We start from the raw sequence: 19,928 nt of genomic DNA, 5'->3' as shown, positions 1-19,928 counted from the left end.
TAATCTCTAAGGTTATTAATAAGAGTTAAAATGTCACTTCGATAATGACGTGGTTATCATTAAAACAATGCCTGTAGATAAAGTGTTGCTATACCGCCCAGACTTAAACACGGTCCAAAAGGCAGTGTGGTTGATCCTCTTTTTGTAATAACGGCATATATCAGGCCGCAGCATGAGGCGATTAAAGCAACATTGGGCAGCAACAACGCCCCCACCCAGCCACCTAAAGCAGCGAACAATAATACATCGCCCATGCCTAATGCTTCTTTACGCAGAACTATTCCGGCTATCCAACGCAGCGAGTAAAAAGTGATAAACCCCACCAGGACGCCGGTGACTGCATCTTGTAGCGTGAGCGGACTCTGCTGCGCCCATGCCGCAATCAGTCCTGTCCACAATACGCCCTGAGTAAAAACATCGGGCAGCCATTGGTGATCGAGGTCGATGATGCTCGCGGCAATCAGCCAGGCGGATAATATCATCACCGCCAGCGCCCATCCACTTTCCGGCCACACCAGGCTCGCCAGCAAAAAAGCGAGTGCTGTCAATAACTCCACCAGCGGATAACGCTTGCTGATTTTCGCCTGACAATCGCGGCAGCGCCCTTTGAGCATCAGCCAGGAGAGCAGCGGAATATTGTCACGAACGCGGATGGTCTGCTGACAATGTGGACAGTGCGAACGTGGCAGCGCCAGGCTTATTTTTGACTGCGCACTCGGCATTTCACCGTGAAACTCCGCCATTTGTTGGCGCAGCATGATGGGGTAACGCCAAATCACCACATTCAAAAAACTACCGATGATTAATCCTCCGACGGTTGCCAGGACGGGCATCGCCGCGGGGTATTGCTGAAAAACATCAAAAAGCATGGTTAAAGGTTGTTTGTTGTAACTTGCCGGATGCGGCGTAAAACGCCTTATCCGGCCTACAGGTATCTGCCAACGCAAGTAATCGCGGCTTTCCCTGAAGACCCGATAAGATGGCGCATCGGGCATATGTGTTAACCCGATGCGCCTTATATCATGCCGGATGCGGCGCGAGCGCCTTATCCGGCCTACAAGTGTCTGCCAACGCAAATAAACGCAGCTTTCCCTCTCTGTAGGCCCGATAAGCTTGCGCATCGGGCATATGTGTTGACCCGGTGCGCCTTATTTCATGCCGGATGCGGCGCGAGCGCCTTATCCGGCATACAGGCTTACTCGGCTGACATCTTATGCTCGGTAACCTGATTAATGGTTTCCGGCCCTTGCTGCGGTTTCGGCAGACCAAGCGCCGCCAGCGTCTCGTAAGCCGACTGGCTCACACCGCCCTCGAAGTTCATCTCTGTCGCTCCCGGCAACTGGTAAGCATTCGCGCCCGGATTCCATTTCTTAAAGAATGCGGAAAGGTCCGTCTGAGCGACCCAGGATGCACACAGCATCAGCGTGTCCGCAGCGTTACCGTTGGACTCAGCACAGTAATTTCTTTCGCCAAACTTGGTTTTGCCAACATCATCGCCACGTGCTTTACGGTGCATCAACTGGAACAGGTTCCAGCCTTTCATCCCTTCACGCTCGCTGTAGAACTTAGGCAATTCACCTTCTGGATACCATTTCTTGATATCAAAGTTCTTCTCAGCCCACTCCTTCAGCTGCGCGTACATCAGCAGACGGTCACCCGCACCGCCGCGTGCCCATGCCTGACCGTTGCTCTCGTCCAGATATTCCGGCGCGACGGTAATATCGTCAGCGACACGGTTCATCTTGCCGAGATAACGATCCTGCATGTACAGCGCCAGCACGTTGTTCGCCACTTCAGTTGCGCCCGGTACAGTCAGCGGCGTTTCTGCAGCGTTGTGCCCTACTTCGTGCCAGATCAGCCAGTCGTTCAGCGGCGTCGTCGGCAGCGTGGTGCTGTTCGGCGAGAAGCTGCTGTTCATCACCGGATAACCAGAGTGCGCATCACCGATGGAGATCTGCACATCGTTGGTGAAACGATGTTTGTGACCCGTCAATGCTTTATAGGTAAACATCCGGTGCTTACCGTCTTCATCATCACGACCGTAGAAGTCATTCATCGAGCTGGCAAAGGTATCCAGATCTTTAGCGAATTGTTCCAGACCGCCCTTGTAATTGCTGGCCTCAAGGTTCTTCTTCGGTGTGGTGTAGACGAAAGAGTCTGACTCCAGCTCACCCAGCGGAGCCGGTGAGTTCAGAGCGTTTTTCCATTTACCGTCTTTATAGAACGGCGCTTTTACCACGCCAGTAAAGGTGAAGTTGGCTGACTCATTCGTTGGGCTGTCGCCCTTGATATAAATCAGACCGCCATAAGGAACCTTGAAGGTCACCTCACCATTGGCTTTCAGATCATAGGTTTTAGTCACTTTTGGCGGACGGTTCAGCGCGACTTCATGCTTCTCGCGTCCGGTCAGATCGTCGGCCAGCGCCACGGTGACAGTCACAGGAACGTTCGCATTGGACTTAATGCTGACTTCCTGCTGAGCCGGAGCCCACAGACCAGTAGACTGCATGTTACCCGCAAACCATTTGGTCGGATTCGAGTACAGGCTGATGGTTTCAGTAACCTTCTCACCTTCAGCCGATACCGCCCCCGGATACTTCTCGACATCAACCTTGATGTTCAGATCCCACCAGGAACGCCCCAGCATCAGGCGCGTCAGCGGTTTTTCCATATAGTTGAGCGGGTAGCTCGGGTTCATCATGCCTGCTTTGCTGCTACCGTCACCGTAGATCATGTTGTTATCGACAAGCGATTTTTTCAGATCTGCAGAACACTGCGTGCCTTCGTTATAGGCATTGTTGGCGTAGCAGTTCAGGAACTCAGTGAACGTTTTAAAGCCCAGCTCGTCATCCTTGTCGTTTTCATAGCGATATTCAATTTTATTCCACAGCCAGACCGACATGTTCTGGTACAGACGTTCCAGATCGACGCTGCTCAGACGCTCACCTTTGCGACCATTGGTACGGAAGTAAAGCTCGTGCTGATACAGACGCTGAATGTTGGTGCCTAAATCCGCCGCCTGCACCATTGCTTTCGCAGTGTCGGCGCTGAGATTCAGTTGCGTATACTGCGGAACATACATGCCACCGGTTACCGGAACGTTCGTGCCAGGACGGTATTCCAGACAGTTGACCTCGTAGTGATATGTCGGGTCCGTACACTCCTTTAATCCCTTGAAAGTATCCAGAATTTTCTTCTTCGCAGCATCCAGAGATTCTTTTGTTGTGTATTCCGCTTCATCAATAAAGGCATAACGCGTTACCTGTTTGCCCTCAACTTCCTCCTGCCAGCTAGCAACTTCCAGTTTCGGTTTCTTATCAGGTTTGTTATCAATCTGATATTTCCAGGTAACTTTTCCTGTTTGGGAATCAATGGTGTACGGCAGCTCACCTTCCACAACCGGATAACGTTCATAAACCCAGATGCCAGTCGCTCGACGCTGACGAACGCGATCCGGATACCCCTGCGGATCGTTATTCACCACCGACTTGTTCAGTGCCATTGACAGGCCTGCGGCATCCAGCAGACGCACAAAGCCAGACGCGCTCTCTTCCTTAAGATTGCTCATCACGTTTTCCATGATCAGCACCGAGCCACCTTTGTTCAGATAGGCGATCAGATCGGTCACATCCTGCTGGGTCAGCTTCGGTTTGCTGGTATCTGCACGCAGAGGCACGGCATAGGGATCGCCCCCCACCTGAGTCACATACTCAAAGCCGTTAAGGATCAGCAGCGGCATTTCCTGCGGATCGAGATCGCCATAGCTACTTAAATGCTCAACGGAGATACCCGCAAAATCCGGATGGAAGCCGAACGCAGCACTGTTTCCTGTAACCTGCCCGTGTTTTTTGAAATACACCGTGTCCAGGTTAGTACCCACGGTCATATTGGATTTTGCATCCGGCAACCAGCGATTATTTGACAGATAGCGCAACACGTTCTGCATGAAGTGCTTCATGTCATCTGAATCACCGCTGAGCGTACACTGCCCGTCTTTATTAACGCCCCCGTTCCAGCTGTAACCGTTCGGGCAACGCAAAATGCTGTTGTAGTGTGGGTTACCGATAACCATCAGCTTGCCATCGCCCACTTGCCCCAGCGAAATAAACGGCAGGTTAAAGGTGGCGGTATCGCGCGTAACGTTTTCCGGCTCAACAAGAGAAGGCGCTTCAGTAATGTACGCCAGCTCGTTTTTATCCCAGGCGCGTTTTTCGCCGAAGGCCAGCCAGTAGTTTTTATCATTACGCGCCATCAGAATCGGGAATGCCGCGTTGGAGATATTTACCACCGCCTGACCGCGCGCATTACCGGTGCTGCCATAGAAGTTGGTAGAGTCATGGAATACGTGGAATTTCGTCACAGATTTGTAATCTTTATCCACACCCCACAGCTTGTTGATAACGCCCTGAATCTGACCTTCGTTAACATTGCGTGCTGTCAACGAGAACCAACGCTGAGAGTTGCAGCCCCCAAGGGAGTCACAAATCGCCGTATCAATCTCTTTAGCCTGCCCGGATTCAAACTGCTCAAGAAATTCGTTTGTCCGCTCAAAGGTTTGATCGCCTTCGCTCAACGCCTCGCCATTGGATAACGAGAGATTGATAATCTCGTTGATCACGTTGGGATATTCGGCAAAGACCTGGCGCACTACGTCCGGCACTTCACGCTCATCATTTTTTCCGGCCTGGGAATAACGATGAATAAGCTGATCAATATTCGCGCCGCGAACTTCGTCGCCCAACTCAGTCAATGCAATTGTCGACTTATTGCCGCGTACTGAGCCCAGTTCAAAGGTGTCGATACCAAAGGAGATGGTTTCGCCCCAGCTGAAATTGAATTTGCCGTTTTCGCCAGTTACGCCACGGCCTGAGCTGGTGTAGTAATTTACGCCAACCACACCATTGCCCATGCTATCTACCAGTCGGCCTTCGGAGCGAATGATTTCCGTAGGTTGATACTGATAAAACTGTTCCGCGTTAGCCGACACGAAGGAAGCGTTCAGATCCGGTTTTGTTCCCGGTGTGGTGACTGGCACGACCGGAGAGGTATGAGTGGATGGCGCTTTATCGGTTGCGGCATTGTTTTCCACCTCTTCATTGACCAGCTTTTTGAACTCTTCCGGTGCCAGATCGATTTGCTTATACAGCGAGTCGAAGCGTTTACTCTCGATCACCGAGGAGAACGTCAGACAAACCTGTTCTGTATTCGCCGGACAGCTGTTACTGGACGTTACCAGCGAAACCGCATTGCTTTTCTTGTCATCGGAGCCCGCCAGTTCTTGCGCGTCCTCAAGGCTAAACGACACTTTTTCAACCGCACGCAAGCTACGCGCAGCTTCTGACTGAGTGTTGAAGGTGGCAATTGTCGTGTTACCCGCCACGCAAGTAACGTTCTCGCCAGGTGTAAAAGTAAAGCCGTCGCTGTTTTCACCATTACATTTAGCACCGGTTACTCGCTGGCTTCCGCCCAGGGTCAGATAACCCGTTTTCGTCGGAACAGGTTCTGGCTCCGGTTCTGGTGTTGGCTCTGGTTCAGGTGTCGGATCCGGCGTAGGTTCAGGGTCAGGCGTCGGCTCCGGGTTTGGTGTTGGATCAGGTTTCACTTCCGGCAAAGACCCTGTTCCAGAATCTACAGGCGGCGTATCGGAGGAAGATCCGGAACCACCGCCATCACAACCGGCTAACAGGGTTGCGCTCAAAATAGCCGCTAAAAGCGATTTCTTATATTTAAATTTCTTATTCATTAATAACGCAAGTGACAAAACAATGTTAAAAAATTCGTAACTGGGAGAAATAGTTTTATGCTTTATCTTCTTTAATAATTTCCTCCATTCTTAAGAAAACGACATCATTGATAGAAAACAGGTGAAATTTATAAGAATAACCCCTATACGATGTCTATCTGGCTATTTTTACGAAATTTCAATAAACAAAAAATTAACAACATTTCACAACGTAACTATATAAATTCGTTGGTAGTTTTAACGATTAAGATTGCAAAAGCAACAGATAGAACGGTGTTTGCTCATCAAGCGAACATAATTAATACAGACTTGTTTTGCGTGATAAAAAAATAGATGTTCTCACGCTCTTAATTATTTAGCAGGTTATCTGAACGCAAAACATTATTGCTGCATGGATAATAAAGCGAGAAATGATTTTCAATTAATAAGACAGAATAATGTAAATGAAGCCGGATGATATTAACGATCATCCGGCTTTATTGATTTACGAGACTAACATCCCGGTAAACACATACGCCTGCAACAGCGTGATAATGCCGATAACGCTGGCAAAAATCAGACTGTGCTTCACGGTGTAGCGGAACAGTTCAGATTCTCGGCCCACCATGCCCGTCGCGGCGCAGGCCACGGCGATAGATTGCGGGGAGATCATCTTGCCAGTTACGCCGCCGCTGGTATTTGCTGCCACCAGCAGAGTGTCAGAGACGTTGATTTGCTGCGCCGTGGTCGATTGCAGTGAACCAAACAGGGCGTTAGAGGAGGTGTCCGAGCCGGTAAGGAATACCCCCAGCCAGCCGAGGAACGGTGAGAAGAACGGGAACATCACGCCTGTACCTGCCAGTACCAGCGCCAGCGTGGTGGACATGCCAGAATAGTTGGTGACGAAGGCGAACGCCAGCACCATGCCAATCGACAGTATCGGCCACTTCAGGCTAATTAGCGTTTCGGCAAAGACGCCAATACCTTTCTTGATCCCCACGCCGAGGATGAAGATAGAGATAATCGCTGCAATGAAAATAGCGGTGCCGCCAGCGGAGAGGGGGTCGAATTTAAACACCGCATCCATTGGTGTCGGCTGGGCGACAATGGGGGCCGCTTTCAAGACTTGTTGATGCAAATGAGGGATCTGGAAATTAATCACCAGCGAATAAAACGCACCGCCCGGAGCAAATAACGCTTTAAACGGTTTCATGGTCCAGATGGTGACCAACACCGTTAAGATTAAAAACGGTGACCACGCGCGAATGATTTGCCCCAGACTATATTCTGAAGGCACGGGCCCACCAGAAGATGGTTTATTCACCACCATCGCCCCTGCGGATTGCCCCATGCTGATTGCCGTTTCAGTATTTTTTGGCCGCCACACTTTGAGGAATAAAGAGAGTGAGACGATACTCACCAGCGCCGAAGTAATATCCGGCAGTTCCGGACCAATGTAGTTAGAGGTAAAGAACTGAGTGACAGCGAAGCTTCCCCCTGCCACCAGCGCCGCTGGCCACGTCTCTTTCACCCCTTTCCAGCCGTCCATCATTGCCACCAGCCAGAACGGCACAAGAACCGACAGGAACGGTAACTGACGTCCCGCCATTGCGCCAATGTGGAACGGATCGATTCCCGTTACCTGACCGGCGACCAGAATCGGCACGCCCAACGCACCAAACGCCACCGGCGCAGTGTTGGCTATCAGACACAGCCCCGCCGCGTATAACGGTTTGAAGCCCAGCCCCACCAGCAGAGCGCCGGTAATCGCCACCGGCGCACCAAAGCCCGCAGCACCTTCTAACAGCGCGCCAAAGGAGAAACCAATCAGCAACACCTGCAAACGCTGATCGTCAGTGATGGAGATGACCGAGCTGCGGATAATATCAAACTGACCGCTGGCAACGGTTAATTTATAGAGGAATACCGCTGCAACAATAATCCAGGCAATAGGCCATAAACCATAAATAAAGCCATAGCCCGCAGCAGCAAATGCCATATCAATCGGCATTTTAAAGGCGAATATCGCAATCAGGATAGATAATATAAGGGTTATTGCTCCGGCGACATGTCCTTTCAGACGTAATACCGCGAGTGCAACGAAGAAGAATATTATTGGGATCAGGGCAACCAGAGCGGATAGCCCCAGTCCTCCCATCGGCATATACATTTGGGTCCAGGTAACCATATTGTTCAGTCTCTTATTATCTTTATATGCTTGATATGATTAAGGTTGTAATAAGCAAAAGAGGACTGAACTGTAAAATATAGGCGTTATACTTTACAGCAACAGTACGCTGCTAACGCAATTGCTACCTCTGGCATAACAAGTATATCGGGTAAGGGTTTCTGTTCCGCACACGCAGGCGCAGAGTATCGTTAAGATGTCCATATTGTTGTTTTAGGCCCGCTAGTAATGCGCTACGGGTATTTAATTTTGTTAAACCCTGATAATCGCTCCGGTTATTTCCGGGATAAATGTACTACCGCAGTTACTATAATAGCCCCGACAATAAATCTTGCCGGGGCTTTTTTTGACGCTATTAATGACTTTCTTTTTCGCGTAAACGCCAGGCGTGTAATAACGGTTCGGTATAACCGTTTGGCTGTTTCACACCGAGGAAGATCAAATCGCTGGCAGCTTTAAAGGCACACGAGTCAGCGAAATTCCCCACCATTGGACGATAAGCCGGATCGCCAGCGTTTTGCTGATCAACCACTTTCGCCATATTCTCCAGCGACGCCTGAACCTGTTCTTTGGTCAGAATACCGTGACGTAACCAGTTGGCGATATGCTGGCTGGAGATGCGCAGCGTTGCGCGGTCTTCCATCAGCGCCACGTTGTGAATGTCCGGCACTTTTGAACAACCAATCCCCTGCTCTACCCAACGCACCACGTAACCCAGAATCCCCTGCACGTTGTTATCCAGCTCTTGTTGGATCTCTTGCGCCGACCAGTTAGCGTTTTCAGCAACCGGAATGGTCAGCAGATCGTCCAGCAACGGTTCAAATTCAGCATTGAACTCGGTCTGAGCAATGTTAGCTTGTACGCTCTGTACGTTGGTTTGATGGTAGTGCAGCGCGTGCAGCGTAGCGGCGGTTGGTGACGGAACCCAGGCCGTGTTTGCCCCGGCACGCAGTTGGTCGCCCTTCTGGCTGTACATGTCTGCCATCAGGTCCGGCATTGCCCACATGCCTTTACCAATTTGCGCTTTACCGCGCAGCCCACAGAACAGACCGGAAAGCACGTTATTACGCTCGTAGGCTTTGATCCAAGGCGTCGATTTCATCTGATTTTTACGCAGCATCGGGCCCGCTTCCATCACCGAATGCATTTCATCGCCGGTACGGTCGAGGAAACCAGTATTGATGAACGCCACGCGGTTGCGCGCCTGAGCGATACAGCTACGCAAGTTCAGCGAGGTCCGACGTTCTTCATCCATAATACCCATTTTCAGGGTATTCGGAGCCATGCCGAGCATTGTCTCAACGCGGGTAAACAGTTTGTTGGCGAACGCCACTTCCTGCGGACCGTGCATTTTCGGTTTCACAATATAGACACTGCCAGTGCGCGAGTTTTTCTGCACTTTTAAATCATAGAGGGCAATCGCGCCAGTCATGACGCCATCAAGAATGCCTTCCGGGATTTCATTGCCTTCACTGTCCCAAATCACAGGAATGGTCATCAAATGACCCACGTTGCGGATAAACAGCAACGAGCGTCCGTGCAGAGAAATTTCAGAGCCATCGGCGGCGGTGTAATGACGATCGTCATTCAGTTTACGTACGATTTGCCGACCGTTTTTCTCCATTTTCTCTTGCAGAGTCCCCTGCATCAGGCCCAGCAGGTTGCGGTACAGCAGGATTTTATCTTCCGCATCAACCGCCGCGACCGAATCTTCGCAGTCGAGAATGGTACTGATGGCCGCTTCGACGATAACATCGTTGATGTGCGCCGGATCGTCTTTGCCAATCCGCCCGTTGGCATCGATTTGCAGCTCAATATGCAGGCCGTTATTTTTCAGCAAAATGCAGGTCGGCGCAGCGGCATCGCCACGGTAACCGACAAACTGCGCCGGGGTACGTAACGTGGTTTCTTTACCATTTTTCAACTGGATGCGTAATTGTTTATCGACCACCTTAAACGCTACCACATCCTGATAGCTGCCGTTTTCCAGCGGTAGAGATTCATCGAGGAAACGCCGAACCCAGGCGATAACCTGCTCACCGCGTTGCGGATCGTAGCCGCTGACCATCGCCCCTTCCTGCGGGATGATGTCGCTGCCGTATAACGCATCGTACAGTGAGCCCCAGCGAGCGTTCGCCGCGTTCAGCGCGTAGCGGGCGTTCATTGCCGGAACCACCAGCTGTGGCCCCGCCTGACTGGTGATTTCGCTGTCAATGCCCGTGGTTTCCACCGTCACGCGCTCCGGTTGCGGCACCAGGTAGCCCAGTTCACGCAGGAAAGATTTATAGGCCGCTTTATCTTTTACCGGCCCCGGATTGCTGCGATGCCACTCATCAAGCGCCGCCTGAATGCGATCGCGTTCTGCCAGCAACTGACGATTTTCTGGTGCCAGATCGTGAACGATCTCATCAAAATTGCGCCAGAACGCGGCAGCATCCAGTTCTACGCCCGGTAAAACTTCTTCATCCACAAAACGTTTAAAATTGGCGTCAATGCGTAAACGGCCCTGGGTTATGGTTTGACTCATTGTTTCTCTCCTCGTTTTCGCTTATTTCGCCAACACCGCTGCTGCCGCTTTCGCGACCTGCGCATCCTGTGCTCCGGTTAAACCAGAAACGCCCACGGCACCAATAATTTGCCCATCAACAACAACCGGTACGCCGCCTTCCAGCGACGTCAGTAACGGCGCAGTCACAAACGCCGTGCGCCCATTATTGACCATCTCTTCATAGCCCTTGGTTTCTCGACGGCCCAGCGCGGCAGTACGCGCTTTCTCCTGGGAGATGTAAGCCGCAATCGGCGCGCAATCGTCCATGCGACTTAATGCCAGCAGATGACCGCCGTCATCAGCAACAGCAATGGAAACGGACCAGTTATTTTTCTGCGCCTCTTCCTGACCTGCGGCAATAATTGCACTCGCCATTTGCTGGCTAAGAATGACTTTAGTTTTCATTTTGTTATTCCTTTTCAAGGGCTTGTTCTACAATTTCAATCCAGTGACGCACAGAGGTACGACCGGCGCTCGCCAGATGCGTCTGGCAACCAATGTTGGCGGTGACGATCATTTCCGGTTTGCCGCTTTCCAGCGCATTCATTTTGTTATCCCGCAGCTGGCGCGCCAGATCGGGATGCGTTAACGCATATGTTCCCGCCGACCCGCAGCACAGATGGCTGTCGGGAACGTCGGTTAAGGTAAATCCCAGGCGCAGTAGCACTTTTTCCACTTCGCCATTGAGCTTTTGCGCATGTTGTAGGGTACATGGGCAGTGGAAGGCCAGCTTTTTATCGCCGCGAATTGCCAGTTTTTCCAGCGGCTCCTCGCGCAGAAGTTCGACTAAATCGACCGCCAGCTCACTGACCTGACGCGCTTTATCGGCATACAGCGCATCGTTTTTCAGCATCTGCCCGTACTCTTTGACAAACGCACCGCAGCCGCTGGCGGTTTGCAAAATTGCTTCGGCCCCTGCTTCAATCGCGGGCCACCAGGCATCAATATTATTGCGCGCCCGTGCCAGCCCTTTCTCCTGCGCATTAAGATGATAGTCCACCGCGCCACAACAGCCTGCTTCGTTAGCTGGCATGACGCTGATCCCCAGACGATCCAGCACTCGCGCAGTTGCCGCGTTGGTGTTGGGCGAAAGCGTAGGCTGGGCGCAGCCTTCCAGCATTAAAACCCGACGCTTATGGCGCAGCGGCGGACGCGGTTTGGCTTTCACCGCTTCGGCGGGCAGTTTTGCTCTGACCTGTTCCGGCAGAAACGGTCGCAGCACCAGCCCTACCTGCGTCAGCGCACGAAAGACCGCCGGACGCGGCACTACCTGGCGCAACCCTTCGCGCAGCATTCGCTCCGGCAGTGGGCGTTTCACTTTCTGCTCGACAATATCACGCCCGATATCCAGCAAATTGTGATAGCGCACACCAGAAGGACAGGTGGTTTCACAATTGCGGCAAGTGAGACAGCGATCGAGATGCTCCTGTGTTTTAAGCGTGACTTCGTTGCCTTCCAGCACCTGTTTAATCAGATAGATGCGCCCGCGCGGCCCGTCCAGTTCATCGCCCAGAAGTTGATAGGTTGGGCAGGTTGCGGTACAAAATCCGCAATGAACACAGGCGCGCAGGATGCTGTCGGCCTCCAGCGCCCGCGCGTTCTGACGCATCTCTTCGGTTAATCGGGTTTGCATTGCCTGCTCCTTAAAGTTCCGCGTACATGCGACCGGGGTTAAACACGCCGCAAGGGTCGAGCTGCTGTTTAAGCTGCTGGTGATAGCGGAATAAAGGAGCCGGTAGCGGGGCAAAGCCACCATCTCCGGCACTAAAGCGGGTCGCATGACCGCCAGCGTTGCGGGCGATACGATGGATTTGATTGTCATCGGCTGTCGATTTCAGCCAGCGTAACGCCCCGCCCCAGTCGATCAGTTGCTCTCCGGGTAAATCCATCATCGGCGCATCGCTGGGTAATGAAATGCGCCATAAGGTACCTGGTAACGAGAAGAACGGCAGTTGTTGTTCACGCAATTGCTGCCAGAACTGACCCGCCACCTCTTCGCCACCCAGCAGTTCACGCGCTGCTTTTACCGATCCTTCGCCGCCCTCAAGGCGGATCCACAACGCATTGTCGAAGTAACATAAGCCACTAATGGGTAATGGCTGGAGTTGCCACTCGGCGATTTCACTCATGGCTTCTTGCAGGCTGATTTCCCGACGCAGGCTCAGGGAGGCGCGCGGTCGCGGTAACACTTTCATTGAGATTTCAGTGAGCACACCAAGACAGCCGTAGCTTCCGGCCATTAACCGTGAGAGATCGTATCCGGCAACGTTTTTCATCACTTCGCCACCAAAACGCAGATGTTTACCAGTACCGGTAATGATGCGCGTACCGAGGACAAAATCGCGTACCGAACCACTCCACGGGCGACGCGGCCCCGCCAGCCCGCAGGCGACCATCCCGCCCCAGGTGGCTTCTTCACCATAATGTGGCGGCTCGCAGGGGAGCATTTGCCCCGCGCTCTCCAGCGCCGCTTCAATCGCCACCAGCGGCGTTCCGGCACGAGCGGTTATCACCAGCTCGGTCGGGTCGTAATTAACAATGCCGCGATGACAACGCACATCCAGCGTTTGCCCGGTGACAGGGCGACCTAAAAAGGCTTTGCTATTGCTGCCCTGAATCACCAGCGGCGTTTTATTGCTAATTGCCTGATTCACCTGCTCCAGCAGCGCCTGGCTGTAATCACACTCGCGTAGCATCAGAAACGCTCCAGTTCAGGAAAAGGTAAATGACCGTGATGCACGTGCATGGCACCAAATTCAGCACAGCGGTGTAGCGAGGGAATGTTTTTTCCTGGGTTCAGCAAACCATCGGGGTCAAACGCCGCCTTGACCGCATGGAAGGTCGTGATTTCATCGCTGTTGAACTGGGCGCACATTTGATTGATTTTTTCTCGCCCGATGCCATGTTCCCCACTGATGCTGCCGCCAACTTCAACGCAGAGTTCGAGGATCTTCCCGCCCAGCTCTTCCGCGCGAGCAAATTCACCGGGTTCGTTGGCATCGAAAAGGATTAACGGGTGCATGTTGCCGTCTCCGGCATGAAAGACGTTGGCAACGCGTAAATCATATTGCTGCGATAAACGGGCAATGCCTTCCAGTACGCCAGGCAGCGCGCGGCGCGGGATGGTGCCATCCATGCAGTAGTAATCCGGGGAAATGCGCCCCACTGCCGGAAACGCATTTTTGCGACCGGCCCAGAAACGCACGCGCTCTGCTTCGTCCTGTGCCAGACGGACGTCAGTCGCGCCCGCTTTCAGTAAGATATCGTTAACCCGCTCGCAGTCTTCCTGTACGTCAGACTCCACGCCGTCCAGCTCGCACAACAAAATCGCTTCGGCATCGACGGGATAACCGGCATGAATAAAATCTTCCGCCGCGCGGATCGACAGGTTATCCATCATCTCCAGCCCGCCGGGGATAATGCCATTGGCGATGATGTCACCAACCGCAAGTCCAGCTTTTTCTACCGAGTCAAAGCTGGCTAACAGAACCCGCGCCACGGGCGGCTTCGGCAACAGCTTCACCGTTACTTCGGTGGTCACGCCGAGCATACCTTCCGATCCGGTAAACAGCGCCAGCAGGTCAAAACCAGGCGAATCCAGCGCATCCGATCCCAGCGTCAGCGCCTCGCCGTCCAGCGTTTGCACTTCAATTTTCAGCAGGTTATGTACGGTCAGACCATATTTCAGGCAGTGGACGCCGCCGGCATTTTCCGCCACATTGCCGCCAATCGAACAGGCGATTTGTGAGGAAGGGTCCGGTGCGTAGTAGAGATTATGCGGTGCAACGGCCTGGGAGATCGCCAGGTTACGCACGCCCGGCTGCGCGCGCGCGCGGCGACCAACGGGGTTAATGTCGAGGATCTCTTTAAAGCGCGCCATCACCAACAACACACCTTTTTCCAGCGGCAGCGCGCCGCCAGAAAGCCCGGTGCCTGCACCACGGGTCACCACCGGCACACGCAGGCGGTGGCAGACAGCCAGAATCGCCGTCACCTGTTCCATCTGCTTAGGCAGAACAACCAGTAATGGACGCGTGCGATACGCGCTCAATCCGTCACACTCGTAAGGAGTGATCTCCTCATCGGTATGCAGGATCTCCAGTCCAGGGACATGCTCACGCAGTGCCATCAGTACCGATGTACGGTCGACATCGGGTAAAGCGCCATCAAGACGCTCTTCGTACAAGATGCTCATGAGTAGAGTTCGCTTTGTTGTGTTGTGTGGCAGCTGATTTTTGCGCGCTGCTTCTGTGAACAGTTATTAAGCGGGGTTTTCGTTTTCGTCTATCTCTTTAGCTACCGGTCAGACCATTTTTTTTCCATCTCTGTGACCTTGCCTTGGTTAACTTAATGTTAAATTGATGTAACATAATCACTTACGTGATGTACGTGTTTCGCGAGTTAAGAACAGAAAAATTGGTCCTACCTGTGCACGAGGTCCGGGAATGAAAGATGAGCGTCGCCCTATTTGCGAAGTGGTTGCAGAGAGTATCGAACGGTTAATTATCGACGGCGTACTGAAGGTCGGACAGCCGCTTCCTTCGGAGCGTCGACTGTGTGAAAAGCTCGGCTTCTCGCGTTCCGCACTGCGTGAAGGGCTGACCGTGCTGCGCGGGCGCGGGATTATTGAAACGGCGCAGGGGCGCGATTCTCGTGTCGCCCGGCTTAATCGGGTCCAGGACACCAGCCCGCTAATTCATCTATTCAGCACGCAGCCGCGAACGCTGTATGATCTACTCGACGTTCGCGCATTGCTGGAAGGGGAATCGGCAAGGTTGGCTGCTACGCTGGGAACCCAGGCTGATTTTGTTTTGATAACCCGCTGTTATGAAAAAATGCTCGCCGCCAGTGAGAACAACAAAGAGATTTCGCTGATCGAACATGCGCAGTTGGATCACGCTTTCCATCTCGCCATTTGTCAGGCTTCTCACAATCAGGTGCTGGTGTTTACGCTGCAATCATTGACCGACCTGATGTTTAATTCAGTGTTTGCCAGCGTAAATAATCTCTACCATCGACCACAGCAAAAAAAGCAGATCGATCGCCAGCATGCGCGGATCTACAACGCGGTGTTGCAGCGGCTGCCGCACGTCGCCCAGCGCGCAGCACGCGATCATGTGCGGACCGTGAAAAAGAATCTCCACGATATCGAGCTGGAAGGCCACCATTTGATTCGTTCGGCAGTGCCGCAGGAGATGAACAAGGAGGGGATGTGAGCAGAGTTTTCCCCCTCACCCTAACCCTCTCCCCGAGGGGCGAGGGGACCGCCCCTGCGCTTAATAGGATCTGGTGTTAAATCTGCTTTTCATACAATCGGTAACGCTTGTACGGCTCCGCCCCAATACGTTCCAGCATGTTATTCATGCCTGTATTGGTTTCGAGGATCCATGACATTTCCAGCGCATCGATCTTCCGGCGGGCAAACGGATCGCGTAAAGCTTCAATCAATAACAGCGCAATCACCGGGCCGATGCGGCTGAACTGATACTCGTCCCGTACGCCCATAAGCGGCACTCGCGCGGTCCGCACACCGCTGACTTTCAAGCGCCACAGCAATTTTGCCCAGCCGAAGGGAAAAAGCGATCCATTCAGATCGGCAATCGCCTCGTTAATATTCGGTAAGCCGACAATAAACGCGCAGGGAGCAGAATCAATCTCGGCGATGTAGATCATATCGTCCGGCACCAAATACTTAAGTTGATCGCCCATGGTCGCAAATTCATGTTCGGTAAACGGCACAAATCCCCAGTTGTGCTGCCAGCCAGAGTTGAAAATCTCACGCAGGATCTGCATCTCTTCAGCAAACCGCTGACGATTAATACAGCGAATGGTCACCTTTTTGCGCACCTGATCCATCAGTTTTTTTAGCGCCGGAGAGAAAGTGAGATCGGTTCGCTGCATCCACCATGCCAGTAAATCAATGCCTTTGTGATAACCCAGTTGTTCAATATGCGCGGCATACCACGGTTTGCCGTGTGGCATCATCGCACAGGGTGGTGTGTCAAAACCTTCAATCAGTAATCCGCTTTCCTGATTGATATTCAGGCTGAAAGGACCGCTGATCTTACTTGCACCTTTTGATTTCAACCACGCTTCCGCTGCGCCAAATAGAGCTTTAAAAACCTGCGGATCATCAATGGCGTCAATCATGCCGAAATGACCGGTATCTTTGCCGTAACGCTCGCGGTGCAAGGTATCGATTTGCGCAGTAATGCGCCCTACTACCTGCCCTTCTTTTTTCGCCACCCATGCCTGCCAGATGATATGGTCCGTCCCCGGATTTTTCGCTGACAGATGTTCGCTGCGTTCAATGAATAAAGGAGGGATCCAGTTCGGATCATCGGGATAAAGTGACGACGGGAAAGCGATAAATACCTTTAAGTCGTTTTTATTTATTACTTTTTCAATTTTAATCATCAGCAGATCGCATTCCATAGTTCTGTGGATAACAAATTATTAATGCTGAAAATAAACAGCAACGGACGGCACCTTAACAATCCACACGGTGAATATAAGAAAAAACAAAATAATATTTATGAATAATTACGATAACCCAGCGCCACCGTTAGCCGATCAACATGACTATTGTGGATTTAATGCGACCCGCCAGGGCATTATCTTAATATATTCATAAATTAAATATTATTCACAATAAACAGAGTTAAGATTTAAAGCATTATTTTAATCAATGTTCAATATCACACCAATGAAAATACTATCTCATTTATCTTTTATGCATATATAATCCACCGCATTATTGTCACTTTATTTTTGATATCCAATTTTTTCGTGGTGTATATGTCCAATAAAATTTTTACGCATTCCCTGCCTATGCGCTATGCCGATTTTCCAACGCTGGTTGATGCTTTGGACTATGCCGCGCTGGGAAGCGCCGGAATGAGTTTTTACGACAGGCGTTGCCAACTTGAAGAAAAATTGGAATATCAGACACTAAAAGCGCGCGCCGAAACAGGAGCAAAGCGACTGCTATCGCTGAACCTGAAAAAAGGCGATCGCGTGGCGCTGATTGCCGAAACCAGTAGCGGGTTTGTCGAGGCATTTTTTGCCTGCCAGTATGCTGGATTAGTTGCCGTACCATTGGCGATTCCAATGGGCGTCGGTCAGCGGGATTCCTGGAGCACCAAACTGCAAGGTTTACTGGCAAGCTGCCAACCTGCCGCGATAATCACTGGCGATGAATGGTTGCCGCTGGTCAATGCCGCAACGCATGATAACCCTGAATTACATGTTTTAAGCCACGCCTGGTTTAAGGCGTTACCGGAAGCCGATGTTGCACTCCAGCGCCCAGTTCCAGACGATATCGCCTACCTCCAGTACACCTCCGGCAGCACCCGTTTTCCCCGTGGCGTTATCATCACTCACCGCGAAGTGATGGCTAATCTACGCGCCATAAGCCACGACGGCATTAAATTACGCCCTGGCGACCGCTGCGTCTCCTGGCTACCTTTCTACCATGATATGGGGCTGGTCGGTTTTCTCCTGACCCCCGTCGCCACACAGCTTTCGGTGGATTATTTACGAACTCAGGACTTTGCCATGCGCCCGCTGCAATGGCTTAAATTGATCAGTAAAAATCGTGGCACCGTTTCCGTTGCGCCGCCGTTTGGCTATGAATTGTGCCAGCGCCGCGTGAATGAAAAAGATCTCGCTGAACTGGATCTCTCCTGCTGGCGCGTCGCTGGTATTGGTGCTGAGCCGATCTCCGCAGAACAACTCCATCAATTCGCTGAATGTTTCCGTCAGGTCAACTTTGACGATAAAACTTTCATGCCGTGCTACGGACTGGCAGAGAACGCGCTGGCCGTCAGCTTCTCCGATGAAGCCTCCGGTGTTGTGGTTAACGAAGTGGATCGCGACATCCTCGAATATCAGGGTAAAGCCGTCGCGCCGGGTGCTGAAACACGCGCCGTATCGACTTTCGTCAACTGCGGTAAAGCGTTGCCGGAACATGGCATTGAAATCCGCAATGAAGCAGGTATGCCTGTCGCGGAACGTGTGGTAGGCCATATTTGCATCTCCGGCCCCAGCCTGATGAGCGGCTATTTTGGCGACCAGACTTCGCAGGACGATATCGCGGCGACGGGCTGGTTAGACACCGGCGATCTCGGTTATCTGCTGGACGGTTACCTCTATGTCACTGGGCGTATTAAAGATCTGATTATTATTCGTGGCCGCAATATCTGGCCACAAGATATTGAATACATTGCGGAACAAGAACCGGAAATTCACTCTGGCGATGCCATTGCTTTTGTGACCGCCCAGGAAAGAATCATTTTGCAGATCCAGTGCCGGATCAGCGACGAAAATCGACGCGCCCAGCTTATCCACTCTCTGGCAGCGCGGATACAAAGCGAATTTGGCGTTTCGGCGGCTATCGACTTGTTACCACCACACAGTATTCCGCGCACATCTTCCGGTAAACCTGCCCGCGCAGAAGCGAAAAAACGTTATCAGAAAGCCTATGCCGCCAATCTTCATGTGCAGGAATCCCTCGCAGGTTTTGCGCAATGAACCAAACTGTCGCGGTGACGGGCGCTACCGGGTTTATCGGTAAATATATTATCGATAACCTGCTCGACCGCGGCTTTCACATCCGCGCATTGACGCGTACTCCTCGTGCTCACCATAACGATAACGTTACCTGGGTGCGCGGTTCGCTGGAAGATACACATTCACTTAGCGAGCTGGTTGCTGGTGCCGGTGCTGTGGTCCATTGCGCCGGGCAAGTACGTGGACACAAAGAGGATGTCTTTACTCGCTGTAACGTTGACGGCAGCCTGCGCCTGATGCAGGCGGCAAAAGAGAGCGGCTTTTGCCAACGTTTTCTATTTATCTCTTCGCTGGCGGCGCGCCATCCCGAGCTCTCCTGGTATGCAAAATCCAAACATGTCGCCGAACAACGACTGGCAGCAATGGCGGACGCAATTACGCTGGGCGTTTTTCGCCCAACGGCAGTCTATGGCCCCGGCGATAAAGAGTTAAAACCACTGTTTGACTGGATGCTGCGCGGCCTGCTGCCACGGCTGGGCGCACCAGAGACGCAGCTCACTTTCCTGCACGTCACCGATTTCGCACAAGCAGTGGGTCAGTGGTTAAGCGCCGACTCCGTACAGACGCAAACCTATGAATTATGCGATGGCGTCGCTGGCGGCTATGACTGGCAACGCGTACGACAGCTTGCCGCCGACGCCCGTTGTGGTTCCGTGCGAATGGTTGGCATTCCTCTGCCGATACTCACCTGCCTTGCGGATATCAGTACCGCGTTGAGTCGCCTGGCAGGTAAAGAACCTATGCTGACCCGCTCGAAATTGGGTGAATTAACCCATGTTGACTGGTCGGCAAGTAATAACCGTATTTCTGAAGATATTAATTGGTTTCCCGGGATTAGCCTGGAACACGCATTACGCAACGGGCTATTTTGATTGTCTTGTTTAAAGGTGTGTTAACGT

General features: G+C 52.2%; 12 protein-coding genes. 3 read left to right on the top strand and 9 right to left on the bottom strand.

Translation table 11 applies throughout. The annotated features are described in order from the left end of the window. Positions 1–59: 59 nt before the first annotated feature. The 8 genes from pppA to glcD all read right to left on the bottom strand — a co-directional run bounded on the left by pppA (position 60) and on the right by glcD (position 14,653). The gene (gene pppA, locus D9742_RS14495; protein ID WP_130237487.1) at positions 60–869 is read right to left on the bottom strand and encodes a prepilin peptidase PppA; all 810 of its coding nucleotides are present in this window, start codon (positions 867–869) and stop codon (positions 60–62) included. A 326-nt stretch (positions 870–1,195) separates the two neighbouring features. Then, positions 1,196–5,743 (bottom strand): lipoprotein metalloprotease SslE, encoded by a 4,548-nt coding sequence (gene sslE, locus D9742_RS14490; protein WP_130237358.1) that lies wholly within the window; start codon positions 5,741–5,743, stop codon positions 1,196–1,198. A gap of 484 nt (positions 5,744–6,227) precedes the next feature. Further along, positions 6,228–7,910, bottom strand: coding sequence for a glycolate permease GlcA (glcA, locus tag D9742_RS14485; RefSeq protein ID WP_106991688.1), 1,683 nt, complete (start codon positions 7,908–7,910; stop codon positions 6,228–6,230). Positions 7,911–8,265: 355 nt separating this feature from the next. Next, complete coding sequence (glcB, locus tag D9742_RS14480; protein ID WP_130237357.1) at positions 8,266–10,437, bottom strand: malate synthase G; 2,172 nt, start codon at positions 10,435–10,437, stop codon at positions 8,266–8,268. 21 nt (positions 10,438–10,458) lie between these two features. Further along, positions 10,459–10,863 (bottom strand): GlcG family protein, encoded by a 405-nt coding sequence (locus D9742_RS14475; RefSeq protein WP_000853256.1) that lies wholly within the window; start codon positions 10,861–10,863, stop codon positions 10,459–10,461. 4 nt (positions 10,864–10,867) lie between these two features. Then, positions 10,868–12,091 (bottom strand): glycolate oxidase subunit GlcF, encoded by a 1,224-nt coding sequence (glcF, locus tag D9742_RS14470; protein WP_130237356.1) that lies wholly within the window; start codon positions 12,089–12,091, stop codon positions 10,868–10,870. 10 nt (positions 12,092–12,101) lie between these two features. After that, positions 12,102–13,154, bottom strand: coding sequence for a glycolate oxidase subunit GlcE (gene glcE / locus D9742_RS14465; protein WP_089630447.1), 1,053 nt, complete (start codon positions 13,152–13,154; stop codon positions 12,102–12,104). Continuing rightward, positions 13,154–14,653: a glycolate oxidase subunit GlcD gene (glcD, locus tag D9742_RS14460; protein ID WP_130237355.1), complete on the bottom strand. Its 1,500-nt coding sequence runs from the start codon at positions 14,651–14,653 to the stop codon at positions 13,154–13,156. Before glcD ends, glcE begins: the two co-directional genes overlap by 1 nt. Positions 14,654–14,903: 250 nt before the next feature. Here glcD and glcC point away from each other — a divergent pair, with 250 nt between their 5' ends. Continuing rightward, positions 14,904–15,674 carry a transcriptional regulator GlcC gene (gene glcC, locus D9742_RS14455; protein ID WP_130237354.1) on the top strand — a complete coding sequence of 257 codons (771 nt, stop codon included), beginning with the start codon at positions 14,904–14,906 and terminating at the stop codon, positions 15,672–15,674. Between the two features lie 76 nt (positions 15,675–15,750). Here the strand turns inward: glcC and yghO are convergent, their stop codons facing one another. Continuing rightward, positions 15,751–16,893, bottom strand: coding sequence for a protein YghO (gene yghO, locus D9742_RS14450; protein WP_205712876.1), 1,143 nt, complete (start codon positions 16,891–16,893; stop codon positions 15,751–15,753). Between the two features lie 396 nt (positions 16,894–17,289). Here yghO and D9742_RS14445 point away from each other — a divergent pair, with 396 nt between their 5' ends. Beyond that, complete coding sequence (locus tag D9742_RS14445) at positions 17,290–18,990, top strand: fatty acyl-AMP ligase (protein WP_240780483.1); 1,701 nt, start codon at positions 17,290–17,292, stop codon at positions 18,988–18,990. Further along, on the top strand, positions 18,987–19,901 hold the full coding sequence (locus D9742_RS14440; RefSeq protein WP_130237352.1) for an NAD-dependent epimerase/dehydratase family protein: 915 nt from the start codon (positions 18,987–18,989) through the stop codon (positions 19,899–19,901). Before D9742_RS14445 ends, D9742_RS14440 begins: the two co-directional genes overlap by 4 nt. Positions 19,902–19,928: the final 27 nt, after the last annotated feature.

The sequence above is a fragment of the Escherichia sp. E1V33 genome (genome assembly GCF_004211955.1).
Classification (GTDB): domain Bacteria; phylum Pseudomonadota; class Gammaproteobacteria; order Enterobacterales; family Enterobacteriaceae; genus Escherichia.
Note: the sequence above shows the minus strand (reverse complement) of the source record. Positions and strands in the feature narration are given on the sequence as shown.

Excerpts from the sequence above, each read along its gene's own strand:
- pppA (WP_130237487.1), bottom strand. The coding sequence starts at position 869 with ATGCTTTTTGATGTTTTTCAGCAATACCCCGCGGCGATGCCCGTCCTG.
- sslE (WP_130237358.1), bottom strand. The coding sequence starts at position 5,743 with ATGAATAAGAAATTTAAATATAAGAAATCGCTTTTAGCGGCTATTTTG.
- glcA (WP_106991688.1), bottom strand. The coding sequence starts at position 7,910 with ATGGTTACCTGGACCCAAATGTATATGCCGATGGGAGGACTGGGGCTA.
- glcB (WP_130237357.1), bottom strand. The coding sequence starts at position 10,437 with ATGAGTCAAACCATAACCCAGGGCCGTTTACGCATTGACGCCAATTTT.
- D9742_RS14475 (WP_000853256.1), bottom strand. The coding sequence starts at position 10,863 with ATGAAAACTAAAGTCATTCTTAGCCAGCAAATGGCGAGTGCAATTATT.
- glcF (WP_130237356.1), bottom strand. The coding sequence starts at position 12,091 with ATGCAAACCCGATTAACCGAAGAGATGCGTCAGAACGCGCGGGCGCTG.
- glcE (WP_089630447.1), bottom strand. The coding sequence starts at position 13,154 with ATGCTACGCGAGTGTGATTACAGCCAGGCGCTGCTGGAGCAGGTGAAT.
- glcD (WP_130237355.1), bottom strand. The coding sequence starts at position 14,653 with ATGAGCATCTTGTACGAAGAGCGTCTTGATGGCGCTTTACCCGATGTC.
- glcC (WP_130237354.1), top strand. The coding sequence starts at position 14,904 with ATGAAAGATGAGCGTCGCCCTATTTGCGAAGTGGTTGCAGAGAGTATC.
- yghO (WP_205712876.1), bottom strand. The coding sequence starts at position 16,893 with ATGGAATGCGATCTGCTGATGATTAAAATTGAAAAAGTAATAAATAAA.
- D9742_RS14445 (WP_240780483.1), top strand. The coding sequence starts at position 17,290 with ATGCGCTATGCCGATTTTCCAACGCTGGTTGATGCTTTGGACTATGCC.
- D9742_RS14440 (WP_130237352.1), top strand. The coding sequence starts at position 18,987 with ATGAACCAAACTGTCGCGGTGACGGGCGCTACCGGGTTTATCGGTAAA.